Source organism: Paenibacillus sp. FSL F4-0087, assembly GCF_038020215.1.
Taxonomy (GTDB): Bacteria; Bacillota; Bacilli; order Paenibacillales; family Paenibacillaceae; genus Paenibacillus; species Paenibacillus taichungensis.
Map to the genome: position 1 here is coordinate 1284804 of NZ_JBBODJ010000001.1, position 22816 is coordinate 1307619.

At 46.0% G+C, this 22816-nt stretch carries 13 protein-coding genes; 6 read left to right on the forward strand and 7 right to left on the reverse strand.

Annotated elements, in window-relative coordinates:
• Positions 1-353 precede the first annotated feature (353 nt).
• The 4 genes from MHB84_RS06275 (at position 354) to MHB84_RS06290 (ending at position 5364) form a co-directional block, all read left to right on the forward strand.
• Entirely contained in the window at positions 354-1259 is a 906-nt protein-coding gene (locus MHB84_RS06275; protein WP_175383716.1) for an ABC transporter ATP-binding protein, read from the forward strand.
• On the forward strand, positions 1252-2085 hold the full coding sequence (locus tag MHB84_RS06280; RefSeq protein ID WP_076291550.1) for an ABC transporter permease: 834 nt from the start codon (positions 1252-1254) through the stop codon (positions 2083-2085). The genes MHB84_RS06275 and MHB84_RS06280 overlap by 8 nt, the downstream gene beginning before the upstream one ends.
• A gap of 155 nt (positions 2086-2240) precedes the next feature.
• Positions 2241-3527, forward strand: coding sequence for a DUF5050 domain-containing protein (locus MHB84_RS06285; RefSeq protein ID WP_076291549.1), 1287 nt, complete (start codon positions 2241-2243; stop codon positions 3525-3527).
• A gap of 208 nt (positions 3528-3735) precedes the next feature.
• Entirely contained in the window at positions 3736-5364 is a 1629-nt protein-coding gene (locus MHB84_RS06290) for a helix-turn-helix domain-containing protein (protein ID WP_076291548.1), read from the forward strand.
• A gap of 98 nt (positions 5365-5462) precedes the next feature.
• On the opposite strand, the gene MHB84_RS06295 is transcribed toward MHB84_RS06290, so the two are convergent.
• Positions 5463-6035, reverse strand: coding sequence for a GbsR/MarR family transcriptional regulator (locus MHB84_RS06295; protein ID WP_076291547.1), 573 nt, complete (start codon positions 6033-6035; stop codon positions 5463-5465).
• A gap of 495 nt (positions 6036-6530) precedes the next feature.
• On the opposite strand from MHB84_RS06295, the gene MHB84_RS06300 reads away from it, so the two are divergent.
• Together MHB84_RS06300 and MHB84_RS06305 are read left to right on the forward strand one after the other, a co-directional pair.
• Positions 6531-7760 (forward strand): quaternary amine ABC transporter ATP-binding protein, encoded by a 1230-nt coding sequence (locus MHB84_RS06300; protein WP_063564457.1) that lies wholly within the window; start codon positions 6531-6533, stop codon positions 7758-7760.
• Positions 7726-10317, forward strand: a complete 2592-nt coding sequence (locus MHB84_RS06305) for a glycine betaine ABC transporter substrate-binding protein (RefSeq protein WP_076291546.1) — start codon at positions 7726-7728, stop codon at positions 10315-10317. The genes MHB84_RS06300 and MHB84_RS06305 overlap by 35 nt, the downstream gene beginning before the upstream one ends.
• 185 nt (positions 10318-10502) lie before the next feature.
• Here MHB84_RS06305 and MHB84_RS06310 read toward each other — a convergent pair whose 3' ends face one another.
• The 6 genes from MHB84_RS06310 to MHB84_RS06335 form a co-directional block, all read right to left on the reverse strand.
• Positions 10503-10715, reverse strand: a complete 213-nt coding sequence (locus MHB84_RS06310; protein WP_064640044.1) for an immunity 17 family protein — start codon at positions 10713-10715, stop codon at positions 10503-10505.
• A gap of 156 nt (positions 10716-10871) precedes the next feature.
• A complete protein-coding gene (locus tag MHB84_RS06315) occupies positions 10872-16430 on the reverse strand; it encodes an S-layer homology domain-containing protein (protein ID WP_341143013.1) in 5559 nt (1852 codons plus the stop codon).
• 503 nt (positions 16431-16933) lie between these two features.
• Positions 16934-18307, reverse strand: a complete 1374-nt coding sequence (locus MHB84_RS06320; protein ID WP_076291545.1) for an ABC transporter substrate-binding protein — start codon at positions 18305-18307, stop codon at positions 16934-16936.
• A 300-nt stretch (positions 18308-18607) separates the two neighbouring features.
• Positions 18608-19429, reverse strand: a complete 822-nt coding sequence (locus tag MHB84_RS06325; RefSeq protein ID WP_064640050.1) for a carbohydrate ABC transporter permease — start codon at positions 19427-19429, stop codon at positions 18608-18610.
• A complete protein-coding gene (locus MHB84_RS06330; protein WP_076291544.1) occupies positions 19426-20388 on the reverse strand; it encodes a carbohydrate ABC transporter permease in 963 nt (320 codons plus the stop codon). The genes MHB84_RS06325 and MHB84_RS06330 overlap by 4 nt, the downstream gene beginning before the upstream one ends.
• Before the next feature lie 401 nt (positions 20389-20789).
• Positions 20790-22607, reverse strand: a complete 1818-nt coding sequence (locus MHB84_RS06335; RefSeq protein WP_076291543.1) for an APC family permease — start codon at positions 22605-22607, stop codon at positions 20790-20792.
• Positions 22608-22816: the final 209 nt, after the last annotated feature.

The window sequence follows — 22816 nt, forward strand, 5'->3', positions numbered from 1 at the left end:
AATGAGGCGTTCCATTGGATGGATACGCCAAGTAACGACGTCAAACCGGCCTTGGCTAACCAAGACCGGCGTTAGATGAATATTCAGGCATTCATAATATGTAAGAGGCCTTAAGTCTAATTACCACGTTATGGATGGCAATGAAACGAGATATTGCATCCTTTTAACTAGAATACATGGTATAGACCACAGTGAAAACAAACCTTAGACCCGATTTCGCCGGACTTTAGGGTGGAGTTGCTGCTCACATTTGGGACTAAAGACGGAGAATCTTTATTTTCTGGCCCTCCATTTGAACGATATAGCTCATCTGGACGTATAATCTCCAAACTCAGATCGGATGGTGAATGTACATGATTGAAGTTCGCAACATTTCCAAACAATTTAAAGTGCATCAGGCACTGAACGATGTCAGCTTCACGGTTGAACAAGGCAGCGTTACCGGGCTGATTGGTCCCAACGGTTCGGGCAAAACCACCCTGATCCGCATCATGAACGGTGTTCTCGGCGCTTCGGATGGGCAAGTGAGCATTAACGGCCTTGATCCCTTCCGTGAGACGGAGAACGTACTCGCCTTCTGCGGCACATTAACCGAGCAGAGCGGATTGTATGAAAATATGAGCGGGCGTGACAACCTGATCTTTTTCGCTGAAGCTTTCGGTGTACAACGCGCCAAAGCACGGATTGATGAGCTTGTGGATCTGTTCGAATTGCAGGAATATCAACATCGCAAAGTAGGCACTTACAGCACAGGCATGAAAAAACGCGTAGGTCTAGCACGGGTGCTGTTGCACCGCCCCTCCATTCTCTTTCTGGATGAACCAACCAACGGGCTTGACCCGGATGGGATTCAGATGGTGCTCCGAATCATCCGTCGGCTAAATCAAGAGGAACATATGACGATTCTCGTATCGTCTCATGTGTTATCCCAGCTATCGGCCGTGTGTGATCGATATATTTTTATGGAAAAGGGGCGCAAGGTTGAGGAAGGTACGGAGCAGGAGATCATCAACCGATACCTGACCTCGCCCCGGATTGAAGTTGAAGCGACCATGGCGAATGGCTGGCAAACGGTAGCAGGGTATACACCGGAGATGGTTTCCGCGAACAAAGCCGTTTTTCAGCTTCAAACTCGTGAAGATATTCCATTGCTGCTGCGACAATTGACCGAGCGTGGACAAGTCTATCAGGCCCGGATTACGGGCAGCGATCTGGAGAGTATTTATTTTGCCATCAGGGAGGCACACCATCATGAATAACAGACAAGCCATACGTGCACTTGTTCGTAAAGATATTCGAGCCATCACGGCCAGCGTGCAGCTCTGGCTGCCTATGTTGATCGTTCCGCTAGTTATCGGGATCATCATGCCTGGGATACTCATTTGGACAGCCTCAAGGTTGGAACTTGCTTCCCTCGGTAATATGAGCTTCCTGCTTGATACGCTGGATAGCCTAACCCATACCGGGCGGATTCCGCAGCTTGCTTCAATGCCTACGGATAACCACCGCATTGTCTATTATCTGGCCTTATACATGTTCGCGCCCCTGTTTCTCATCATTCCAGTGATGGCATCCAGCATTCTGACGGCCAACAGTTTTGCAGGCGAGAAGGAACGCAAGACCCTGGAAGGTCTTCTGTTCACTCCTATGAGTATGGATACGTTGTTTAAAGGCAAGGTGTTAGCTGCCCTTATTCCTTCTCTGTTATTATCCTGGATTACCTTCATTATCTACGGCATCATTGCCAATATCCTCATGTACCCCATGTTTGGGGCATGGATGTTTCCCAATCTGAACTGGATCATTCTCGTTCTGTGGGTTGTTCCGGCGTGCAGTCTTGTGGTCATTTTGTTAAATGTACTGATATCGGCGAAGGTACGCGGATTTCAGGAGGCCTATCAACTCGGTGGATTGGTCGTGATTCCATTGCTCGCGCTGATTGCCGGTCAGGCGAGCGGCATGTTGCTTATCAGTCCTCTCATGTTAATCTTGGTCGGAGCGGTACTTCTACTCATCAGTTTCATTTTGCTTCGTCTAGTTACTTTGTGGAACAGTCGCCAACAGCTGGCTGAAAGTCAGATATAGGCGGAATATGGCTGAGATATAACGGCAGAAGATCTGGTCTTCTGTCGTTTTTTATCATACTGAGATGTATAACATATTTTCCATAGTTTACCGATATAACTTAAGGTGTTATTGTGTTTATTACATACATAAAGAAGAAGGGTGACGATTGATTTATGAACAAATGGTCCACACGCTTGCAACGCACGGTTTGCACCTTGCTGCTGTTCACACTGATCGCGGCAGCAGTGCTTGGAGGCGGAGCCAATGCTCATGCAGCTTCCCTGAACCAAACTACGGTATATTATGATTCCGATGGTGTATTGTACAAAGTATCTGGTGACGGAAGCGGAACCACAGAGGTATTGCTTGATTTTGAAGGAGATGGTCTGTCTGCGGCGGGATCCTATCTCTATTACACCCGTTCCGAGTCTTCCACAACGCTGCTTCGTGTTCCCAATGACGGTTCCAGCGATTCTGCTGAAACGTATGCGACAGATGTGTTGAGCTACTTTACGGATAATGGATTCATCTATTATATGGATTCCAAAGGAACGATCTATCGTGCAAATGGCAATAGCGAAGCTTCCGCTGCCACCAAAATTGCAGACAAAGCGGATACAGATTTTCCGCTGCTCGCCGTAACGAAAGGCCGTGTATATTATAACGGGCTCGTTAATGGAAACCCATGGATCGTTTCCAAAGCATCCAATGGTAGCGGAGCAGTGCAACGAATTGCTGCTGGTGCAGTAGAAAGTCGTTATTTTATGAACATGGCCAAAAACGAACTGCAACTGATGGTGAACACTGACCCATACGAGCAGTACTACTCGACCAACGCCATTATCATGTACAAGGTAAACTACAATACAGGCAAAGGTACAGCTGTTAATCCAAAAGCAAAGCTGGACGTGAACGCTGTTTATGCCGGCGGCTGGGGCAACAATCTGTATGTGTATAACAAAGGCATCAAGCTGGACAGCAACAAGGATTATGATTATTCAACAGGTAAAGCCTTTGCATTAACCACTTCTGGCAAAACTCTTCAGATTCATAGTAAGAGCATCAGGGAGGTAAGTCCGCTAGGTACAGATAAGGTTGTAGTTGTGGATGCAGACAAAAAGGCGTATGCCAAAACCATCGCCGGGAACAAGGTATCCAAATCTGCCAACCTGAATCTGAACAGTGTTACTTTCGTAACTGCTCAGCTGACCAACGGAACACCAACTATTGCATATCTATCCGGTACAAATGGTCTTTATTCCGTGAGCACAGCCCTCAAAGTAACCAAGCTTGCTGGAGAGGAATGGGCTACGTTCCAGCTTCATGACGATGTTCCGGGCATGTTCTACATCAACGCAAATGATCTCTATCGTCTGTATCATGTGCAAGCCAATGGCACAGGCAAAAAGGTACTAAGCGACGTTTTCCTGGATGATATCCTGTTGGTCGTGCCAAACTAACCCACACATGTGGGAATAGACTTATAGAGACTTATAGAGACCTATAGCTATCTTAACATTGTTGTTTCAAATAAAGAGGATTACCCTAAAGCCATCACGGCTCTGGGTATCCTCTTTTTTTTATGTCCAAAATTATTTTTCAAAAACATCTTCCATATGAGAATGATAATTGTTATCATTAAGAAAATAAGACAAAAGGATGGTCCGTATGACTGAACAGCTTCCCTTCATTTCTGAAACCTCATCTCTACCGCTCCTCTCTTCCATGTGCCGTGTACGGCGCGGGGAGCATTTCCGTGTGCAAGGCAAGACGGTGTCCCGGCCCATGCTCTGTCTTATTTTACAAGGAGACGGTGTTCTGGTCCTGAACGATACGGTCTATACCGCCGAAGCCAATCAACTGTATGTTCTGAAGCCAGGAACAACGATTGAGGCGGCTGCACGCTCGGCTGTTACGGAGTTTATAATACTTAGCATGGATACGGTATGTTTGCAGCAAGTGCGCGGCCAATGGAAAATGTCCTCCTCCTCTGGTTTCCCGCTGGATTGGGAGACAGGCAGACTGATGGTTCGTCATGACCAACAAGCCAGAGCGCGAGTTGAACAATTGTATGAAGCCTATCGCGGCGTTCACCCCGATCACTTTATCAGTATACATAGCCAACTGCACGAGCTTTTGCAGTATCTCTCCGAGAATCGGCTTGAAGAAAATTATGAGAAAGTCGATCCGGCGCTTGAACGCAGCATTATGTATATGAGAAGGTTCATGAGTGAAGGTATCAGCATGGATCAACTGGCCAAAATTGCCGGATTGACGCCAAGCTCCTATTCTCGCAGCTTCAAGAAAGCCAAAGGTATGTCACCTACCGATTATTTGAATCGCTTACGGATCGACGAAGCCAAAAAACAGCTCAACCAAGAGTCATGTGTACTCAAAGACGTCGCGGTCTCTGTTGGCTATGGCAATGAATATTATTTTAGCCGCAAATTCAAACAAACCTTGGGGATCGCACCCAGCCTATATATGAAAAAAGATCAGATTCGTGTGGCTACTGCGTCCAAGATGGGACTTCATGAGAATCTCTCTTCACTCGGATTACATCCCGTAGCTGCTATGGACGGGTTCCATGATCGGGAGCTTGATGAGGTAGAGCAGCAGCAGCGGCTAGCTACACAATTGGAGAAATTACGTCAGGCCAAGCCGGACCTGATTATCGGTGACTTTTATCATCAAACCTATTACGATAAGCTCAAAAGTATTGCACCTACGGTTATCCTGGATCAGGCACATGACTGGAAAGAAAATCATTTACGCTTGGCTGAACTGGTCGGACGGGAGCAACAGGCCTTGCAGAATTTCAAACAGCTGGAGCTACGCAACCTTGATATCGGACTGCGTTTGAAGCATCATTTCGGGCAAGAACGTATTATGCTTATGCAGGTTACGAATCAGTCTATCCGGCTCCAGGAAAATATCGAGCATCCATTGAATCGCCTTATCTACGGTGAACTTGGACTGAACCCTGCACAGATCATATCTTCAGACTTCATGACAGATGAGTATTCGGCAGATAGCATTCCCATGCTGGACACGGATCATCTGTTCATGAACCGCGTCTCTAACTCTCCAGCAAGTGAGAAACTGCTTCGGCGCATGAAACAAACTTCCGCCTGGAATCGTTCTTCCGCTGTGTTGAAAGGTAACGTACACGATATATCCGATTGGTCTGTACTATCCTGGACCCCAAACGGACGCCATCAGATCATGGACGAATTGGAACAGATCGTTCAGCAGCTTGTGACTTTATCACACGTGGGATTAATCGGACAATTGTAAAGCATGTCTTTTTCTTCATTATAAATGTACAAGTATATAACCCACCAAGACAAAAGAGCCCTCTCCAATTCGGAAAGGGCCCTTTGCTTTTGCTGTTATTAATGTTCCTTGATCTCTTCCTTCGGAACCAGTTTGTATATTTCCTCATCTTCCATGGTATCAATCAAGCGATCCAGCCATTTGTAGTAGGCCTCAGCTTGAAGCACCTTATGCTTGTCTTCCTTAAGAATGTGAAGAAGCTCAGCATCTGCTTGTTCATCCAGGTCAGCGATCAAACGATTCATCTCATCAACGGATTTGCGCAGTATCTGAAGGTTACTCTCCACGGCTTTTCTCCATTTAATCACAAAATAATCCGTAAACGTCTGATGCCAGTCATACTCCACTTCATATAGGTCTTTCCGGGAGCCTTTGCTCCATACTTTATTCACCATTTTTAGATCCAGCAGTGTACGTACGCCGGTACTCATGCTCGTTTTGCTCATTTCCATTTCCCGGCCCATATCGTCAAGGGTCATAGGTTTGTCTGCAAAAAAAAGCAATCCATATAAGTGTCCCGTGGACAGCGTAACGCCGTAGAGATCCATATTACGCCCAATGGCTTCAATGACGCGTTTACGGATTCTAAGAACGGTTGCCTGCTGTTCCTCTTGTAAATGGTCCAAGCTCATGCTTGCAACCTCCATTCTGAACATTCCCAGTCTCGGCAAAATAATTGCAACTGTTTAAGATCCGGCTTACATGGGAAAGTATCCGGCAGGACATCCTATATGCCAACAGGCTTTAGGTTACCACATGTATCATGGGAGCTTTACCAAGTTGCAAACGCCTACGACTATCTTTTAACCAAAAGAAACTGCTTAGATTCAGCACATTTTCTATTGTAGGAAAAGCGATATCAAATGTAAAGGTGTCTTATTAGCCAGAATAAGGAGAATGACGGAGCATATGGGCGGAAAACTTTGTACAGTTTTTACTGTACAAACATTATGTACTGTTTATTCGGTTGCTATACGGGTTAAGTATTGTTAGAATACAAAACGTTACCCAGAAAGACGGGAAGCGAAGCAACGATTACCGGATTTCGTGGCTGGGCGCACAAGTGTATGGGCTTGTGGATGCTGAAAGCCGTTCGAAGTGCACAACACATCAGAAGGGGTGAAAACATGACCATACTTGAAGTAAAGAATGTAAGTAAACTGTTTGGCCCCCAAACCGAGCAAGGTCTACAATTACTGGAGCAAGGTTGGGGCAAAGAAAAGTTGGCCAAAGAAAAACAGATAACGGTTGGTGTCAACCGGGTCAACATGGAAATACAGGAAGGTGAAATTTTCGTCATCATGGGATTGTCCGGAAGTGGTAAGTCCACACTTGTTCGAATGTTCAATCGTCTGATTGAACCGACATCGGGAGAGATTCTCGTCCATGGTAAAGATCTACGTAAGATGAATAAAGAACAATTGCGCGAAGTGCGTCGGAAAACGATCAGCATGGTATTCCAGAAGTTTGCGTTATTCCCGCACCGTACCGTTCTTGATAATGTGGAGTATGGACTCGAAGTTCAGAAGGTTGATAAAGATGAACGTCGGGAAAAAGCAAAAACGTCGCTTGAACTGGTTGGCCTCAAAGGCTGGGAAGACAAAATGCCGGATGAGCTGAGTGGCGGGATGCAGCAACGTGTAGGTTTGGCCCGTGCGCTGGCGAATGACCCGGAAGTACTGCTAATGGATGAAGCATTCAGTGCACTTGATCCACTGATTCGTCGTGATATGCAAGATGAGCTGATTGAGCTTCAGGATAAAATGAAAAAGACCATTATTTTCATTACCCATGACTTGGACGAAGCGCTGCGCATCGGCGATCGTATTGCCCTCATGAAAGACGGCGCAGTCGTGCAGATCGGTACTCCGGAAGAAATCATGATTCAACCGGCCAACTCATATGTGGCCCGCTTCGTCGAAGACGTGGACTTGTCCAAGGTCCTTACCGCATCTCATGTTATGCGACGTCCTGAAACGATTACGCTTGACCGTGGTCCTCGTGTTGCCCTCGAATTAATGCGCGAACGTGGTATTTCCAACCTGTTTGTCATTGACCGTTCGAAAAAGCTGCTTGGTGTTATTACAGCAGAAGATGCAACCCGCGCGATGCGCGAAAACAAAGTGTTGAACGATATTCTGATTACGGATGGGCCGACTGTAGCGCCTGAAACCCTGATTCATGAATTGTTCGAAATTGTAAGTTCAGCCCATGTGCCGCTCGCTGTTGTTGGCGAAACCGGCCGTCTGCAAGGTGTTATCGTCCGCGGTGCCCTGCTTGGAGCACTAAGCGGTGAAGTTGCAGTAAAGGAGGAACTTGTGAATGATTCCCAAAATACCACTAGCATCGTGGATTGAAGCGATTGTTGACTGGATGAGCTCCTCGCTCTCCGGATTATTTAAAGTCATTTCTGTTGTTATTCAGGAGGTAGTCGGATTTTTCTCCGGGCTGTTCATGCTCCCTCATCCGCTCCTGTTTATTGTGATACTTGGTGTATTGGCATATCTTGTTGGCCGAATACCACTAACCCTGTTTACAGTTATCGGTTTCTTGCTCGTAGATAACCTCGGATATTGGTCCCAATCGATGGATACTTTGGGACTCGTTATTACATCAGGGTTAATCTCCATTCTGCTTGGTGTTCCCATCGGTATCTGGCTCGCATACAGCAAAACTGCAGCTCGGATTATTACACCATTGCTTGACTTTATGCAGACCATGCCTGCATTTGTCTACTTGCTGCCAGCGGTAACCTTCTTCAGCCTTGGTGTGGTTCCCGGTGTTATCGCGTCCGTTATATTTGCGATTCCACCAACGATTCGCCTGACTCATCTCGGAATTAAGCAGGTATCTGGCGAATTGGTCGAAGCAGCGGATGCTTTTGGTTCCACGTCTATGCAAAAGTTGTTCAAAGTACAGCTTCCACTCGCATTGCCTACCGTAATGTCAGGGATTAACCAAACCATCATGCTGTCGCTGTCCATGGTTGTTATTGCTTCCATGATTGGTGCACAGGGTATTGGTGCGGAAGTCTATCGTGCGGTAACGCAGTTGCAGATTGGTAAAGGTTTTGAAGCAGGTCTGGCTGTCGTGGTTCTTGCGATCGTACTTGACCGTTTCACTCAAAATCTGTTTATGCCAGGCCGTAAGAAAAGCTCACGCTTCTCAGCGAAGCAAAAAGCCTGGATTACTGCTGCAGCCACATTCGTTGTGCTCGTAGCTGGTTTCTCACAATACTTTGTTGGCGGCAACAGTACTTCTGCCGGCGGTAACAACACTCCAGCGAATGCTGTAGGTGAAGAAGTCAAATATCAGATCATTGGTATTGATCCGGGTGCAGGCATTATGAAATCCGCTGCCAAAGCCATTGAAGATTATCATCTGACGGACTGGACCCTGATTGAAGGATCTGGTGCAGCGATGACTGCCACACTGGACAAAGCCCTTAAAGCGGAAGAACCGATCATTATTACAGGCTGGACTCCACACTGGATGTTCAACAAATATGATCTGAAATATCTGGATGATCCCGAGAAATCTTTCGGTGATGCAGAAGAAATTCACACCATCGCACGTAAAGGATTAAAAGGAGATCACCCGGTTGCTTATGAATTCTTGTCCCGTTTCCAATGGACATCAGATGAAATGGGCGAAATGATGAGTGCCATCCAAAATGGTACATCTCCAGAAGAAGCCGCAAAAGACTACGCTGAGAAACATGCAGACCAGATTGACGAATGGACCAAAGGTCTGACGCCAGTTAACGGTGATGCATTTAAACTTAGCTATGTAGCCTGGGATTCTGAGATTGCGAGTACTAACCTGTTGAAATATGTCATGGAAAGCAAACTTGGCTATAAAGTTAACGCCCTGCAAGTTGAAGCTGGACCTATGTGGACGGGTGTTGCCTCAGGCGACGTAGATGCCTCTCCAGCAGCTTGGTTGCCATTAACTCACGCTGACTACTGGGAACGTTACAAAGACCAGGTGGATGATCTGGGAGCCAACATGACCGGTGTACGCACAGGGCTCGTTGTTCCTGCCTACATGACAGACGTTAATTCGATTGCAGATTTGGAAACAGGTGCTTCTTCCTCCACTCCATCGGCAAATGCCAATGTGGGAAATGAAGTGAATCACCAAATTATCGGTATCGATCCAGGTGCCGGAATTATGAAATCCACAGCGAGTGCCATTGAGAAATACGGTTTGTCTGACTGGAAACTGGTCGAAGGTTCAGGAGCCGCAATGACAGCTACGCTGGATAAAGCGGTTAAGAATAAGGAACCGGTTATCGTTACCGGTTGGACACCGCATTGGATGTTCAATGCATATGACCTGAAATACCTGGACGATCCGGAAGGCGTCTACGGTGAAGCAGAACAAATTCATACCATTGCCCGTAAAGGGTTAAAGGAAGACAAACCTGTCGCTTATGAATTCCTGGATCGCTTCTCCTGGACACCTGAGGATATGGGTGAAATCATGGTCGCCATTCAAAACGGAGAAGATCCCCAAAAAGCCGCAGCAGCTTTTGCCGAGAAGCATAGCGACAAAGTGGCTGAATGGACCAAAGGTCTGACTCCGGTGAATGGAGATTCCATTAAACTGAGTTACGTAGCCTGGGACTCCGAGATTGCAAGTACCAACTTGCTGGAGTACATCCTTAAAGAAAAACTGGGTTACAAAGTAACCTCTCTTCAAGTGGAAATCGGTCCAATGTGGACCGGCATTGCCAATGGTGATGTAGATGCAACTCCAGCTGCATGGTTGCCGCTCACCTCTGCAGATTATTTCAACAAATACAAGGATCAGATTGATGATCTCGGTCCAAATATGGACGGTGCCAAAACAGGTCTGGTTGTACCAACCTATATGGACATCAATTCCATTGAAGATTTAAAAGATAATTAAACCAGATTGAGATGGATAAACCTGAATTTGGAAAAAAGACCACCGAAAAAATTTCGGTGGTCTTTCTTTTTGAGTGTAACTTTTTCTTGGATCGGTAAGCTAATGGGTTAAAGCTAGTAGTGTTTAAAGGCTGTGAAACTGAATTATGTACTCAGGCTCTACGAATTTCTTTTCTTTTTCTACACTTACCCAATCAGCAACAATAATACGCCAATGGTAATTAGCACAATACCAAAAATCCCATACACCACTCTTGCACCCTGACGTCCAATGGTTTTCACAAAGAGACCTGCTCGGAAACTCTTCATAAACCAATCCCAATTGTTGATTCCACCCAACAAACTGAAAATCCCTGCGGCAATAGCCAATAGTGCGATTAAAACCGGTTGATCTTGCATTTCAACACTCCTTCAATATAATCCTGTCTACTATACCTTCCTCTGGTAAAAATGAACAGTCATTAATTAGTAAAAAAAACAGCTTACAGATGAAGGTCTGCAAGCTGTTTTCATTAGAGTATTGGCTCCCTTTTCATAGAAGATTGATTAGTCTTATTACTTCGCCTGAAACTCACTCGCTGACATCAACAGGGTTACAACTTCAGCACGAGTTGCTTCAACAAGCGGATTAAACATGTTCTTGCCTATGCCTTTCACCAGTCCTGCATCATATGCAGCTGCGATATAAGGCACGGCCCATGCAGGTACTTTATTTGCATCTGCAAAGGTTAATGTGGCATTCGATTCAACTGGAAGTCCGAGTGCTCTTACGAGCATAACCGTCATCTCTACACGGGATACTTTGCCGTTTGCACGGAACGTCTCATCCGTATAGCCACTAATGATCCCTTGTTCTACAGCTTGAGCAATAAAGGATTGTGCCCATGCTGGAATTTTGGAAGCATCCTTAAACGTCAACGCCTTGCTGCTGGCTGGAAGTTCAAATGCCCTTGCCAGCATTACAATGAACTCGGCGCGTGTTGCCGGCGCATTTGGACGGAAATTACCGTCCTGATATCCATTCACAATTCCCCGGGAAATGGCCTGCTCAATGGCAGCTGCTGCCCAGTGATTGCCGATATCTTTCAAAATCACGCCCGGATTGGTTGGTGTAGTACCTCCTCCATTCCCATTACCAGGGACGGAAGGTGTTGTAGGCGTGATCGGAGTTGTTGGATCCGTTGGTGTTACAGGTGTGGTTGGTGTCGTTGTACCTCCACCACTATTACCACTGCCCGGATTACTTCCATTATTTCCACTGCCATTACCAGGGTTGCTTCCATTCCCATCACCCGGAAGTGGAGCTCCCTTCAGATCGGTACTACGTCCTTCCGTTGTCTGGTTTACCGTACCTACACGGTCCAGATGTTCATGGAAGATTTCATAATCGACCAAATTCAGTTCATAGTACCGGTTGTCATCCTTCGCTGCTCTCATGGACCGATAGAAGTCTCCACCGTTAGCCATAAACGAGTTCGTCGCTACGATGTAGTATCCGTTTGGATCGATATCCGTGTACGTACCATTAGCATTCTTAATCTGTACTTTGAGTACGCGTTGACCGACTTGGGTCACCGTATTAGATATGGCATCAATTTTCTCTCCCGGCTTCGTGGAATCGTAGTAGAAACGCATGCCTGAAACTTGCGGGAAGCGCCCTTCTCCTGTTTCCACGCCACTCACGCCATTTTCCAGCGCAGCCGTAATTTCCTTACCTGTCATTTTAAGCGCAGACAGATTATTTCCGAATGGCATTACGGTTAACAAATCACCCAACGTGATATCTCCTTTTTGGAATGACGCCCGAATGCCACCACCGTTTTGGATTGCAACGTATCCTTTAACGTCGTTCTCCTTCACGATGGATTTCACTTTCTCCAGCATGCCGTCTGTCATTAGGTTCCCGAGGTTGGTTTCCTGCTTGCGCACAGTGCCGCGTTCTCCATCCAGGAATACATTCGTTTTACCGATAACTTCTTTTTTGAACTCAGCCAGAGGTTTCGCATAGCTTTCCAATTTCTTGGCTGCTTCCTTATCATCTGCGTAAACATAATTACCGGCGGCATCCTTCGCATCCAGGTTCAGCAATTTGCCGTTCCATGTTTTCAGTACGCCTGCTTCGTTGAACGTTACATCCAGTTGACCCAGGGAAACGTCATATTCTCCCGTCTGTACAACCAGCGTCGGATCGGTGTGCATATCTACAACTACCGGTTTGTTCAGAATAGTATGTGAATGACCACCCACTACGATGTCGATGCCTTCTACGGCTTCTGCCAGTTTCAGGTCTTCCGAGTAACCCAGATGCGTCAGCGCGATAATTTTGTTGATACCTTCATCTTGAAGCATATTCACTGTCGCCTGAGCACTAGCTTTGTAATCCTTAAACTTCAGATCATCTCCCGGTGATGAAAGGGATACGGTATCCGGTGTCGTCAAGCCAAAGATTCCGACTTTCTCGCCGTTTACTTCCGTAATAATGGCCGGATAGATCTGGGAATTCTCGCCTGGATTTCCGATGGTACTGTTGTACAAGCCACCCAAACTCGCATCCTTGGTATAGTCAATATTGGCACTCACAAATGGGAATTCCGCTTTTTCAATAAACGTCTTGAGCACACTTGGCCCTTTGTCAAACTCATGGTTTCCGAAGGTCATGGCATCGTATCCGATCATGTTCATGAATTCCAGATCCGCCAGACCGTTAAAGAGGTTAAAGTACAAGGTACCAGAAAATACGTCCCCTGCATCCAGCACCAGGGTGTTATCATTACGTGTTTCCTTAATCGCTGTTACACGGCGCGGAATATTATCCAAATGGGCGTGCGTATCATTGGTGTGCAATACACGCAGGTTGAAGTCGCCCTCTTCTGCCGTGCTTCCAATGCTTAGCTGTGCAAGCAGCGGATCATGGTCACTGACACGCCCATGTGAATCTTCAAAATCAGCATTCACATGAACCGCTTCAATAGCCGCTGTTTCAGACAGATTTTTGCTCACCAGAATATGATCCAGTGTCTGAGAGTTTCCATCATAGATGTAGGAATAACGCTTGTTCTCTGACAGTTTGTTTACCAGATTGTCCAGTTCATTACCTTCAACAATATTCAATGTTTTGGAGAACTGGAAGTCATTGAAGTCGCCAAGAACAGCGACATTCACCTCAGGGTCTTTGTGGATTAATTCAGTTACAAATTCATTGACAATCGTTGCTTGCTGCGCACGTTGCACTTCGCTGCTGCGGGTTGCAGGCTGGACATTTCCAAATGGGGCTAAATCCCCACCTTTGGAGTTGAAATGGTTAGCGATAACAACTACACGTTCACCATTAAATTCAAACTCTGCCGTGAGCGGTTTTCTTGAAGTTTTGAAAGCGACATTATCTGGTTGAATGCGCCCTGGATTCAGCGACAAGTTTCCAATTGCATCGAGGGCAAGCGCTGTTATTGCATCACCTTTGGTACCTGCTTTTAAGGATACCCGATCTGGATTGTACAGGAACCCTACACGAATGTTGCCCCCAGTTGCTCCACCATCCATATTATTTAGCGGTGCAATATCGGTATACTGATAACTTGGTCCATTATTGCTTTTAATTGCATCCAGAAGCGTTTTGAAGCTTTCACTCGCGTCTGTGTTTCCGCTATCTGTTGCGCCGTCGTTATCCTGAACTTCCATGATCCCTATAATATCAGGGCTTTTTAGATTGTTAACGATAATCTTGCCGATTTTATTTCCACGTGTTGCATCCTTTTTACTGAAGTTCTCTACGTTGAACGTAGCAATTGTCAACTTGTCTTGTTGTGGTTCAATTGAGGTTGTTGCCTGTTTCAAACCAATGGATGTAATAGGAGGTAAATCGCCTTCCAAGGTGACCTTATAATTACCACTCGAATAAGAAATCACCCCATTAATCGGCCCTGCAAATTTATCACCCGTGGTCACAGCTTGAGAAGGTTTTTTGTTAATGAACAAGCGTTGAGGATTTAGAGAACTTTCAAACTCTCCAGCTCCGTCTCTCCGTAAGATCAATCCTCCTGCCGGAGTCTGCAATGGATTATTAGGTTCGTTGTCCACCGTCACTGCTAATCCAGGATTGTAGGAATAAGGTCCAAGAATAGTCGCATCATTTAACTGAATACGCATGCCTTCCAGACTTTCATAGAAATCAATGGCATCCAATTCCGGATTGAATTTGCTTAATCCATCTGAATCAATCACACTCGGTATTACACGACCACCTTTTCCAATGATTACGGGTTGTGGCAATTCAACATTGGGTTGTTCCAACGTAATCTCAGAAGCTACAATTTCAGTGGTTGGCAGGTCTGTTGCGCTTGCTGTATACTCTTTGACTTGACCTGAAACCTTAACTCGATGCTGGATTTTCATTCCATGATCTTTCTTATAGATTAAAATCCCCTCAGAAGTTGCCGGATCTCCATCTTCCTGACCAGGAATGGATTGCATATAGAATGAATCTGCGTTAACTACAGATGTAACTACTCCTTCTACATTCTGGACTTTCAGTCCGTCATAAATGGAATAATGGCCTGCCCCCTGAATTTCGTGAATACGTACACCATCCAATTGATTCACCGCAGTATACTCAAAAGAAAAAATGGTACTTACTCTGTTATCAGCAGTGGCAACAGCTTTAATGATTTGATCTTGATTGATTGTAATAGGCTGTGTGTATTCTGTCGATTTCACAGTTGGCTCAGAACCGTCCAGTGTATAGAAAATTTGGGCATCTACATAAGGAGAAGACAACGTAACTTCCGTTCCTTTTACAATGCCACCGGAAGGTGTACTCGCTGTTACGGAGAGCAAATCCTCCAGAATATCCGACGCCGTTCGAGGAATCAACTCCAGACCGTAAGTGGAATGGTACGTCAAGACTCCTGTCACTTTATGATACGATTTGCCAACGGAGAGAGCAGACGGGCTGTTTTTGGCATAAATCAGCATTTCACCGCCATGTTCATCTGTCGCCGTGTAAGTGGGCGTGTTGCTTTTTGTCACTTGAATATTGTTTACTTCGACAAGCATCCCTTCATATTGCCTTCCAGAACCCTTACTGCCCCCCGCTCCTGGAGCAAAATGGGAAGAATTGAGCGGTACAGGTGAAGGTAGATCCTGCGACTTTTCGACAGTTCGAATATATCCACCCTGAAATCCAGATTTGCTTGCTTCAACCTGTACTAAGCCGTTGTAAATCGTAATTGGGCCGTAGGCTTCAATCCGGTCACCAACTTCCACACCAGAAGCATTACCGCGCACAACGATCCCGGCATCGTTATCCTGAATATACAGATTGGATACACTTCCGGATAATTCGCTGTAAGTTACAATGCCTTGAACGGTAACGGTCGTATTTTCAGTTGCATTTCTTGCATCAGAGATGGAAATAGGGCTGTTGTCGACGATGGTGTAGTCAAAACGGGTAACATCGCTATTGTCGATCCCCTCTTTGACTGCGTAGGTTTCAATATGAGTTGCATCATTTACCGTGATGGGCACGGTGTAGGGAAGATAATCAGTGTCCGTATTCTGCTTGTAGTATACCGTTGCACCAACTGTGGTTGTTTCCAAGGCCACCTGGGTCCCTGTTGGAACAGCGCCGGAAGTAGGATTAGCTGTGACGTTTGCCACTTTAGTTACAGGAGTCTCATCGATTAGTTGGAAGGTTGTTGAATTATTGTAGTGTATACCTTTGGAGCTGAAGTACTCAGCTATATTACCATTGCTAATACGAACTTTGGCTTTATACAAGGAAGGATTACTTTTCAGTCCGAAAATACTTCGAGGTGCAGATGTGGGTACCTGAACAGGCATCATTTTACTGATATTTGTTTCATCAGGAGTATCGGCTATTGCAAAATTGGTATCCAAGGTGAAATCCGGGTTCAACCTTACATTTGGGCCACTACTGTAGGTTCCTACAACATATCCTTCAATTGAAATGTTCGAATCTCCAAAATTAAGATTAAGCGCCTGAGCAACCGTTAACGGCTCGTCCGCCGCGGCTGCCTTACTGCTGAACAATCCGGCTGGAATGGCACCCGTGATGAGCAGGACCATGGCCAGGAACAACCTGAGCCACCTCTTCATTTGCAGAACATGCATCTTTTACCTACCTCCATGTTTTAAATTTATAATCATTTGTTCATGAAGCTTGTACATTAGTTCAAATATAAGATAACTGAACTTCTATTACGTGTAAACAATATTCTTCTAAAATGATACAAAATAGAACATACACATTACAATATTGATAATAAAAGTATAGAAATAAGTAAAAAAGCACTACTTTATAGCTTTTTATATGTCATATTTATTGCCTTTAGTGTGGACTTCTGTGTACTACAGCCTATATTGAGTAACTAAACTGACATAATAGAGATACGAATCTCTGTATTCGACACATATTGATAGATATCCCCATAGCCAATCCGCCTTAAAGCGATTTTATTCAAGATCTTTTCACAGCAAAACGATGCGACAGTCAGGGGTGACCATCGCATACGTCTCACTCGTTATGACATCCTAAGTTAAGCCATACATTTCAACTTTGCTATATCCAGCCTCAGGTTTGTCCTATTTCAAGAAATAAGTTACTTCTTCACCGTGCTGTTATACTGTGCAATCTTGTCTGTAATTTGCTTCGCTGCTGCATCCAATACGTCTTGCGGTGTACCTTGTCCATTCAGAACGGTCTCGATCGCTCCTTCGACAATTTGACGGGCTTCGGGGAATACACCCATTACGGCCCCGGATGTTGCTGTCGAATTAGCGGAAGCGTGCAATTGGTCGACTGCTGTCTGGAATTGCGGGTACTTCGCCATATTATCCTTTAATACTTGCTCATCGTAGGCTGCTGTCGTAATAGGGAAATATCCTGTCGCAACACTCCAGTTGGCTTGTACCTCAGGTGTAGCCAGGTACTTGATAAATTCCCAAGCGGCTTGCTGTTGAGCTTCGGATTTGTTATTCATGATATACAAGCTTGCGCCACCAACAACAACGCCGCCTTCTTTGGCATCTGCTGGACGTGGCAGGAAGCCTGTTCCCAGCTCAAACTTCCCACCAGCACCCTCCACAATTTTGCGCAATCCAGCGGTGGAATCCAGCGTCATACCGATTTGCTGTGCGGTAAACGCAGCGGTCGTATCGTCCGTGCTACGTCCCAGATTGGATACGGTTTTCTCGTCCATCATCTTTTTCCACCATGTCAAAGTCTTCACACCAGCTTCGGAGTTCAGCATGGATTCGGTCGCTGCACCATTTCTTCCGTTACCATTGTTTACATAATCTGCATTCTGGTTCGCGAAGAACTGTTCCATAAACCAGCCATAGATGGCCATGGATGCGCCTGGTTTGCCGTCTTTCGCCAGTGCTTTGGCTGCTTGCTCAAACTCTTCATATGTCTTAGGCGGGTTCTCCGGGTCCAAACCAGCAGCTTTGAACATATCTTTGTTGTAATACAGAATTGGGTTCGATGTGTTGAACGGCATCGCGTTCAATTTGCCATCGATGGTGTAATAACGGATGATATTCGGCTCCAGTTGGGACAGGTCGAACTTGTCTTTATCGATAAATTGCTGTACCGGCGTAATCATGCCCGAATCGATCATGAACTTGCTGCCGATCTCGTACACCTGGATAATGTCTGGACCACTGTCCGATCCCATGGAAGCTTTGAGTTTGTTCAGGCTCTCATCATATTTCCCTTGATAAATCGCCTTCACCTGAATGTCCGGGTGACTTGCGTTGAAATCGGAAGCGAGTTGATTAATGGCTTTCTCCCCTGCACCCGACATCGAATGCCACCATGTCAATTGCACCGGTTCAGCAGCTGCAGCATCTGCCTGCGCTCCGCCCGTTGTGCTTGTTGTTTCGGCTTTTCCGCCACAAGCGGACAATACCAGCATAAGTGCAGCCAACATCAATGCAAATGTTCCTCTTTTTTTCAAACGAAACCCGATCATAATCGCTCTCCTTTTTTTTGAGGCTCACTTCAAAATAAAACCTTGGAGATGACACGGAGTGGCCGTTACGGGTCCGAATCGTTCTTTCGATCGCTGTTATCCCCGGATTTCATTCAATTCCCTTCAAAGGGGAAAATCCGGGGATAAAGGCGAACGCTACGCTTCTACAGAATCGATTTCGTCCCCTCCACTACTACGTGATTTATCTTCTCAACATCTTATTTCAAGAGTGAGGCCTTGTTTATTCGCTCCTGGGAATCCAAACCACAAACCCGTTAAATCCATACACTTTTAACTGAATCAACCCTTCAGCGCGCCTGCGGCCATACCGCGGACAAGCTGTTTCAAACCAAAAACCAGAAGCAGCAGCGACGGTAAAATAACAAGCGCTGTGCCGGCAAACACCAGATTCCATGCTGTGGATTCCTGGAACTCCAGCATCGAGATTCCGATCTGTACCGTTCTCATCTCTGGCGTATTTGTGACGAGAAGCGGCCACAGATAGGAGTTGTACATGCTCAGAAACGAATAGATTGCCAATGTTCCAAGTGCCGGACGCGACAATGGCAGGACATGGGATACAAAATACCGGATATGCCCACAGCCATCGATCTTCGCCGCTTCAAACAGTTCCTTGGGCAGCTGCATGAAGAATTGTCTCAACAGGAATGTACCGAACGCTGTTGCCAGGAACGGAATGGTCAGCCCCTGATACGTATCGAGCCAGCCCCAACTGCGCACTGTCAGATAGTTCGGGATCATGGTGACTTCCCATGGAATCATCATCGTCGCCACAAACATGCTAAAGATGACGTTCTTGCCCTTAAACTCCATTTTCGCGAATGCATAGGCTGCCATGCTCGCTGTAACAAGCTGACCAAGCATCGTCAGTCCTGCCACCAGGAATGTATTACCGATAAACGAACCAATCGGAACGATATCGAATACTTCCGTGAAATTGGACAGGTCTATCGATTGCGGGATGATATGAGGCGGATACGCACTGGCATCCTCCGGCGTCATGACCGCCATGAAAAAGGTGTACAGCACCGGATACAGTACAAGTGCCGCACAGATTGTAAGCAACACATACAGCAATGTTTTGGTCCATGGTGTCCTCATTGGTAATGCACTTTCCTTTCCACCCATTTGAACTGAATCAGGGTCAGCAGCATAATGACCGCGAACAGGATAAGCGCCTGCGCACTGCCCGTTCCGAAGCGGAAATTAACAAAGGCTTCCTGATAGATGGAATATACGAATACATTGGTACTGTCCATCGGGCCACCCCGGGTTAGAATGTTGATCTGACCAAATGATTGGAACGCACCAATGATCGATACTACGGTGACGAAAAACAGGGTTGGCGACAACAGTGGCATCGAGATTTTGCGAAAAATAAGCAAAGGACCTGCGCCATCAATCTTCGCGCTCTCGTAAATTTCATCCGGGATACCCTGTAATCCGCTGGATAGAATAATGTAATTGAATCCGAGATTCATCCAAATCGTCATAATGGAGATCGATATTAAGGCCCAATCCGGGCTGGTCAGCCAGGGAATTGGATCGATTCCTACTTTACCTAATAAATAATTCAGCATGCCCAAGGTCGGATGGAACAAAAACTTCCAGATGACCGCCGATGAACCGACAGACAGTACCACGGGCAGAGAGAATACAAACTGGAATATACGCATTCCCTTGAAACGGTTGTGTGTTAATGCCGCTAGAATCAGAGCTGCCAGCATGCCGGTTGGCACGGTAAACAGGACAAATAGCAACGTCACTTTCATGCCTTGCAGGAACAGTCCGGACTGGAATACCGCCTTGAAATTGTCCAGTCCCACATAAGCTGCAATCTGTCCGGTAGGGTCAGTGGAATGCAGACTCAGGTACACCGACTTAAACATCGGATAAAACAGAAACACTGCAAATAAAAGCAGCGATGGTGCCAGGAAACCATAGGCCAGCATATTCTCCCGCATCCGCTGTACACGCAGCGAAGCTGTCCGGCGCTGACTCGTATTGGATAAGCGCCGTCTGGCAGCAGGCAAGCTGATCCGGTTGTCAAGCTCACTCATCGGATTTTCTTCCCCCTTGATCTACGCATTCGGTGTGTGAACTTCATCACCCACATTAACTAGTGTAAAAGCCAACTGTCACAGCAGCATCTGTTTTGAATCAACGCAGCGTTAATCGTGGACAAGCGACTTTACCAAATAAGTGACGTTAAATAGACTTCAAAACAAGATCAGCAAACAGCAAAAAAACCGCAAGAACTCCCTTGATTCGGGAATGTTCGTGCGGTTTTGTGTGTTAAGAGAAGGTGAACAACGATGGATATCATCTTAATAAATTTAACAGAAAACTGGATATTTAATGTTAACGAAAAATATTCGGTTGAGAATTCCTAAGAAAATGGATGACACGTAAGCACATTACATACTCTTCTCATACCATTTCCTATTGTAGAAGAATCCTACTAACGATTGAGATGGTACGGCACAGTCGTGACAATCACGTCTTTGTAATTGATCAGATAAGCGCGGATCATGAAGCTGGTCTGGTTGTGCAGTACATTTTGCCACCAATGCTTGGTGATGAACTGCGGAATTAGAATCGTGATATGGTCCGTCTCGGCCGTCTTCCATTCCACGGTATCAATGAACTTTTTGAGCGGTCCCATAATACTGCGGTATCTCGATTTAATGACAACCAGGCGAACGCCAGGGTTCCACTCTTCCCACTTCTGCTCCATCTTGCGGATAGCTTCATCATCGAACCCGATATACAAGGCAACCACGTGATCTGACATCGTTTGAGCGTAAGAGATTGTATTCATCACCACCCTCGTAATGCCAGCCACCGGAATGACGATCGTATTACCCTTTCTCACCGGTTTCTCCAGCTTGATATCAATCCGCAATTCATCCGCGATGTTGCAGTAATGACGGTGAATGCGCATGAACACATAAACGACGAGTGGCAAGAAAATAAAGATAACCCATGTTTGCGTGAACTTGGTGAATATAAAAATCAATGTAATCGACAGTGTGGTCAGCATCCCAATCGTATTGACGAGCAGCTTCACACCCCAGCCGGTTGGTTTGACTTTGATCCAACGAATCATCATGCCCAGCTGCGACAGGGTGAATGGAATGAACACACCCACCGCGTAGAGCGGAATCAGGCTTTCCGTATTTCCTTTGAATCCAACAACCAGCAAGGCAGACATCACACTGAGAAAAATAATACCGTTCGAGAAGCCAAGGCGGTCTCCTCTAACCATAAACATATGCGGCATATATTTATCCTTCGCCATCATGAAAGACAGCAGCGGGAATGCAGAATACGCCGTATTCGCTGCTAGGAACAAAATCAGTGCCGTCACACCTTGAATAATAAAATACATCGTGCCCCTGCCAAACGTGGCTTCGGCAATCTGGGAAATGACTGTGGCTTTCGGATCAGGCTTCACCCCGTAACCATAAGCAAGTAACGTGATCCCGATAAACATGGCTCCCAGAATACATCCCATAAGCATCAAGGTTCCCGCTGCATTTTTCTCGGCAGGCTGCTTGAAGTTCGGGATAGCGTTACTCACCGCCTCAACCCCAGTCAAAGCTGAACACCCTGAGCTGAATGCCTTCAGCAGCAGAAACAAACTCACATGGGACATACTCGTTCCAAATTCAGGGGCGGCAGCTTCCATGCCTCCAGCGAGGAATTTGACACCCCCGGAGATAATCAGAATCGCAATCGAAAAGATAAACAAATATATGGGGATCGCCAGTACGGAAGCAGATTCCGTTACCCCTCGCAAATTCATAATGGTCAGAAATACAATCATGATCAGTGCAATGACTATGCTGTAATCATGAAGCATTGGAAAGGCAGATGTAATCGCATCGGTCCCTGCGGACGAACTTACCGCAACGGTCAAAATATAATCGACCAGCAAAGATCCTCCGGCAATCAAGCTCGGAGCCGTACCGAGATTATCCTTGGCTACGATGTACGCGCCGCCTCCTGTTGGATATGCAAAAATCGTCTGGCGGTAGGAAAAAATTAAAATGACGAGTAATCCCAACACGGCGATAGAAATTGGAACAGAGTACCACAAGGCGGCAAATCCAGCCGCAACGAGCACCAGTAAGATTTGCTCCGTACCGTAGGCAACGGACGATAGTGCATCGGAGGACAGGATGGCAAGTGCCGTCCATTTCCCCAATTTTTCTGCATCCAATTCAGCCGATTTCATAGGCTTGCCTATTAAGATTCTCTTCATTTTGCCAAGCATGATCATAACTTCCTTCCGTCTTTCATCTGTGAAGCATTGTTATTATGCAAAATCGCCGAGCCATTGACAATACGTCATTTCACCCGAATTTCGCCAGCGTGTGATAATGCATTCTACGATTCAATAATCGATAACAAAGCCGCGCTTTATCCACTTTTTGAACTTTTTTGAACCAAAACGGCGTTTGTTTGCCGAAAAAAAGGAAATGG

What these genes read in the sequence shown, in the direction of transcription:
- MHB84_RS06300 (WP_063564457.1), top strand. Translation starts at nt 6,531, where the DNA reads ATGACCATACTTGAAGTAAAGAATGTAAGTAAACTGTTTGGCCCCCAA.
- MHB84_RS06315 (WP_341143013.1), bottom strand. Translation starts at nt 16,430, where the DNA reads ATGAAGAGGTGGCTCAGGTTGTTCCTGGCCATGGTCCTGCTCATCACG.
- MHB84_RS06330 (WP_076291544.1), bottom strand. Translation starts at nt 20,388, where the DNA reads ATGAGTGAGCTTGACAACCGGATCAGCTTGCCTGCTGCCAGACGGCGC.
- MHB84_RS06295 (WP_076291547.1), bottom strand. Translation starts at nt 6,035, where the DNA reads ATGAGCTTGGACCATTTACAAGAGGAACAGCAGGCAACCGTTCTTAGA.
- MHB84_RS06290 (WP_076291548.1), top strand. Translation starts at nt 3,736, where the DNA reads ATGACTGAACAGCTTCCCTTCATTTCTGAAACCTCATCTCTACCGCTC.
- MHB84_RS06320 (WP_076291545.1), bottom strand. Translation starts at nt 18,307, where the DNA reads ATGATCGGGTTTCGTTTGAAAAAAAGAGGAACATTTGCATTGATGTTG.
- MHB84_RS06280 (WP_076291550.1), top strand. Translation starts at nt 1,252, where the DNA reads ATGAATAACAGACAAGCCATACGTGCACTTGTTCGTAAAGATATTCGA.
- MHB84_RS06285 (WP_076291549.1), top strand. Translation starts at nt 2,241, where the DNA reads ATGAACAAATGGTCCACACGCTTGCAACGCACGGTTTGCACCTTGCTG.
- MHB84_RS06335 (WP_076291543.1), bottom strand. Translation starts at nt 22,607, where the DNA reads ATGCTTGGCAAAATGAAGAGAATCTTAATAGGCAAGCCTATGAAATCG.
- MHB84_RS06325 (WP_064640050.1), bottom strand. Translation starts at nt 19,429, where the DNA reads ATGAGGACACCATGGACCAAAACATTGCTGTATGTGTTGCTTACAATC.
- MHB84_RS06275 (WP_175383716.1), top strand. Translation starts at nt 354, where the DNA reads ATGATTGAAGTTCGCAACATTTCCAAACAATTTAAAGTGCATCAGGCA.
- MHB84_RS06310 (WP_064640044.1), bottom strand. Translation starts at nt 10,715, where the DNA reads ATGCAAGATCAACCGGTTTTAATCGCACTATTGGCTATTGCCGCAGGG.
- MHB84_RS06305 (WP_076291546.1), top strand. Translation starts at nt 7,726, where the DNA reads ATGATTCCCAAAATACCACTAGCATCGTGGATTGAAGCGATTGTTGAC.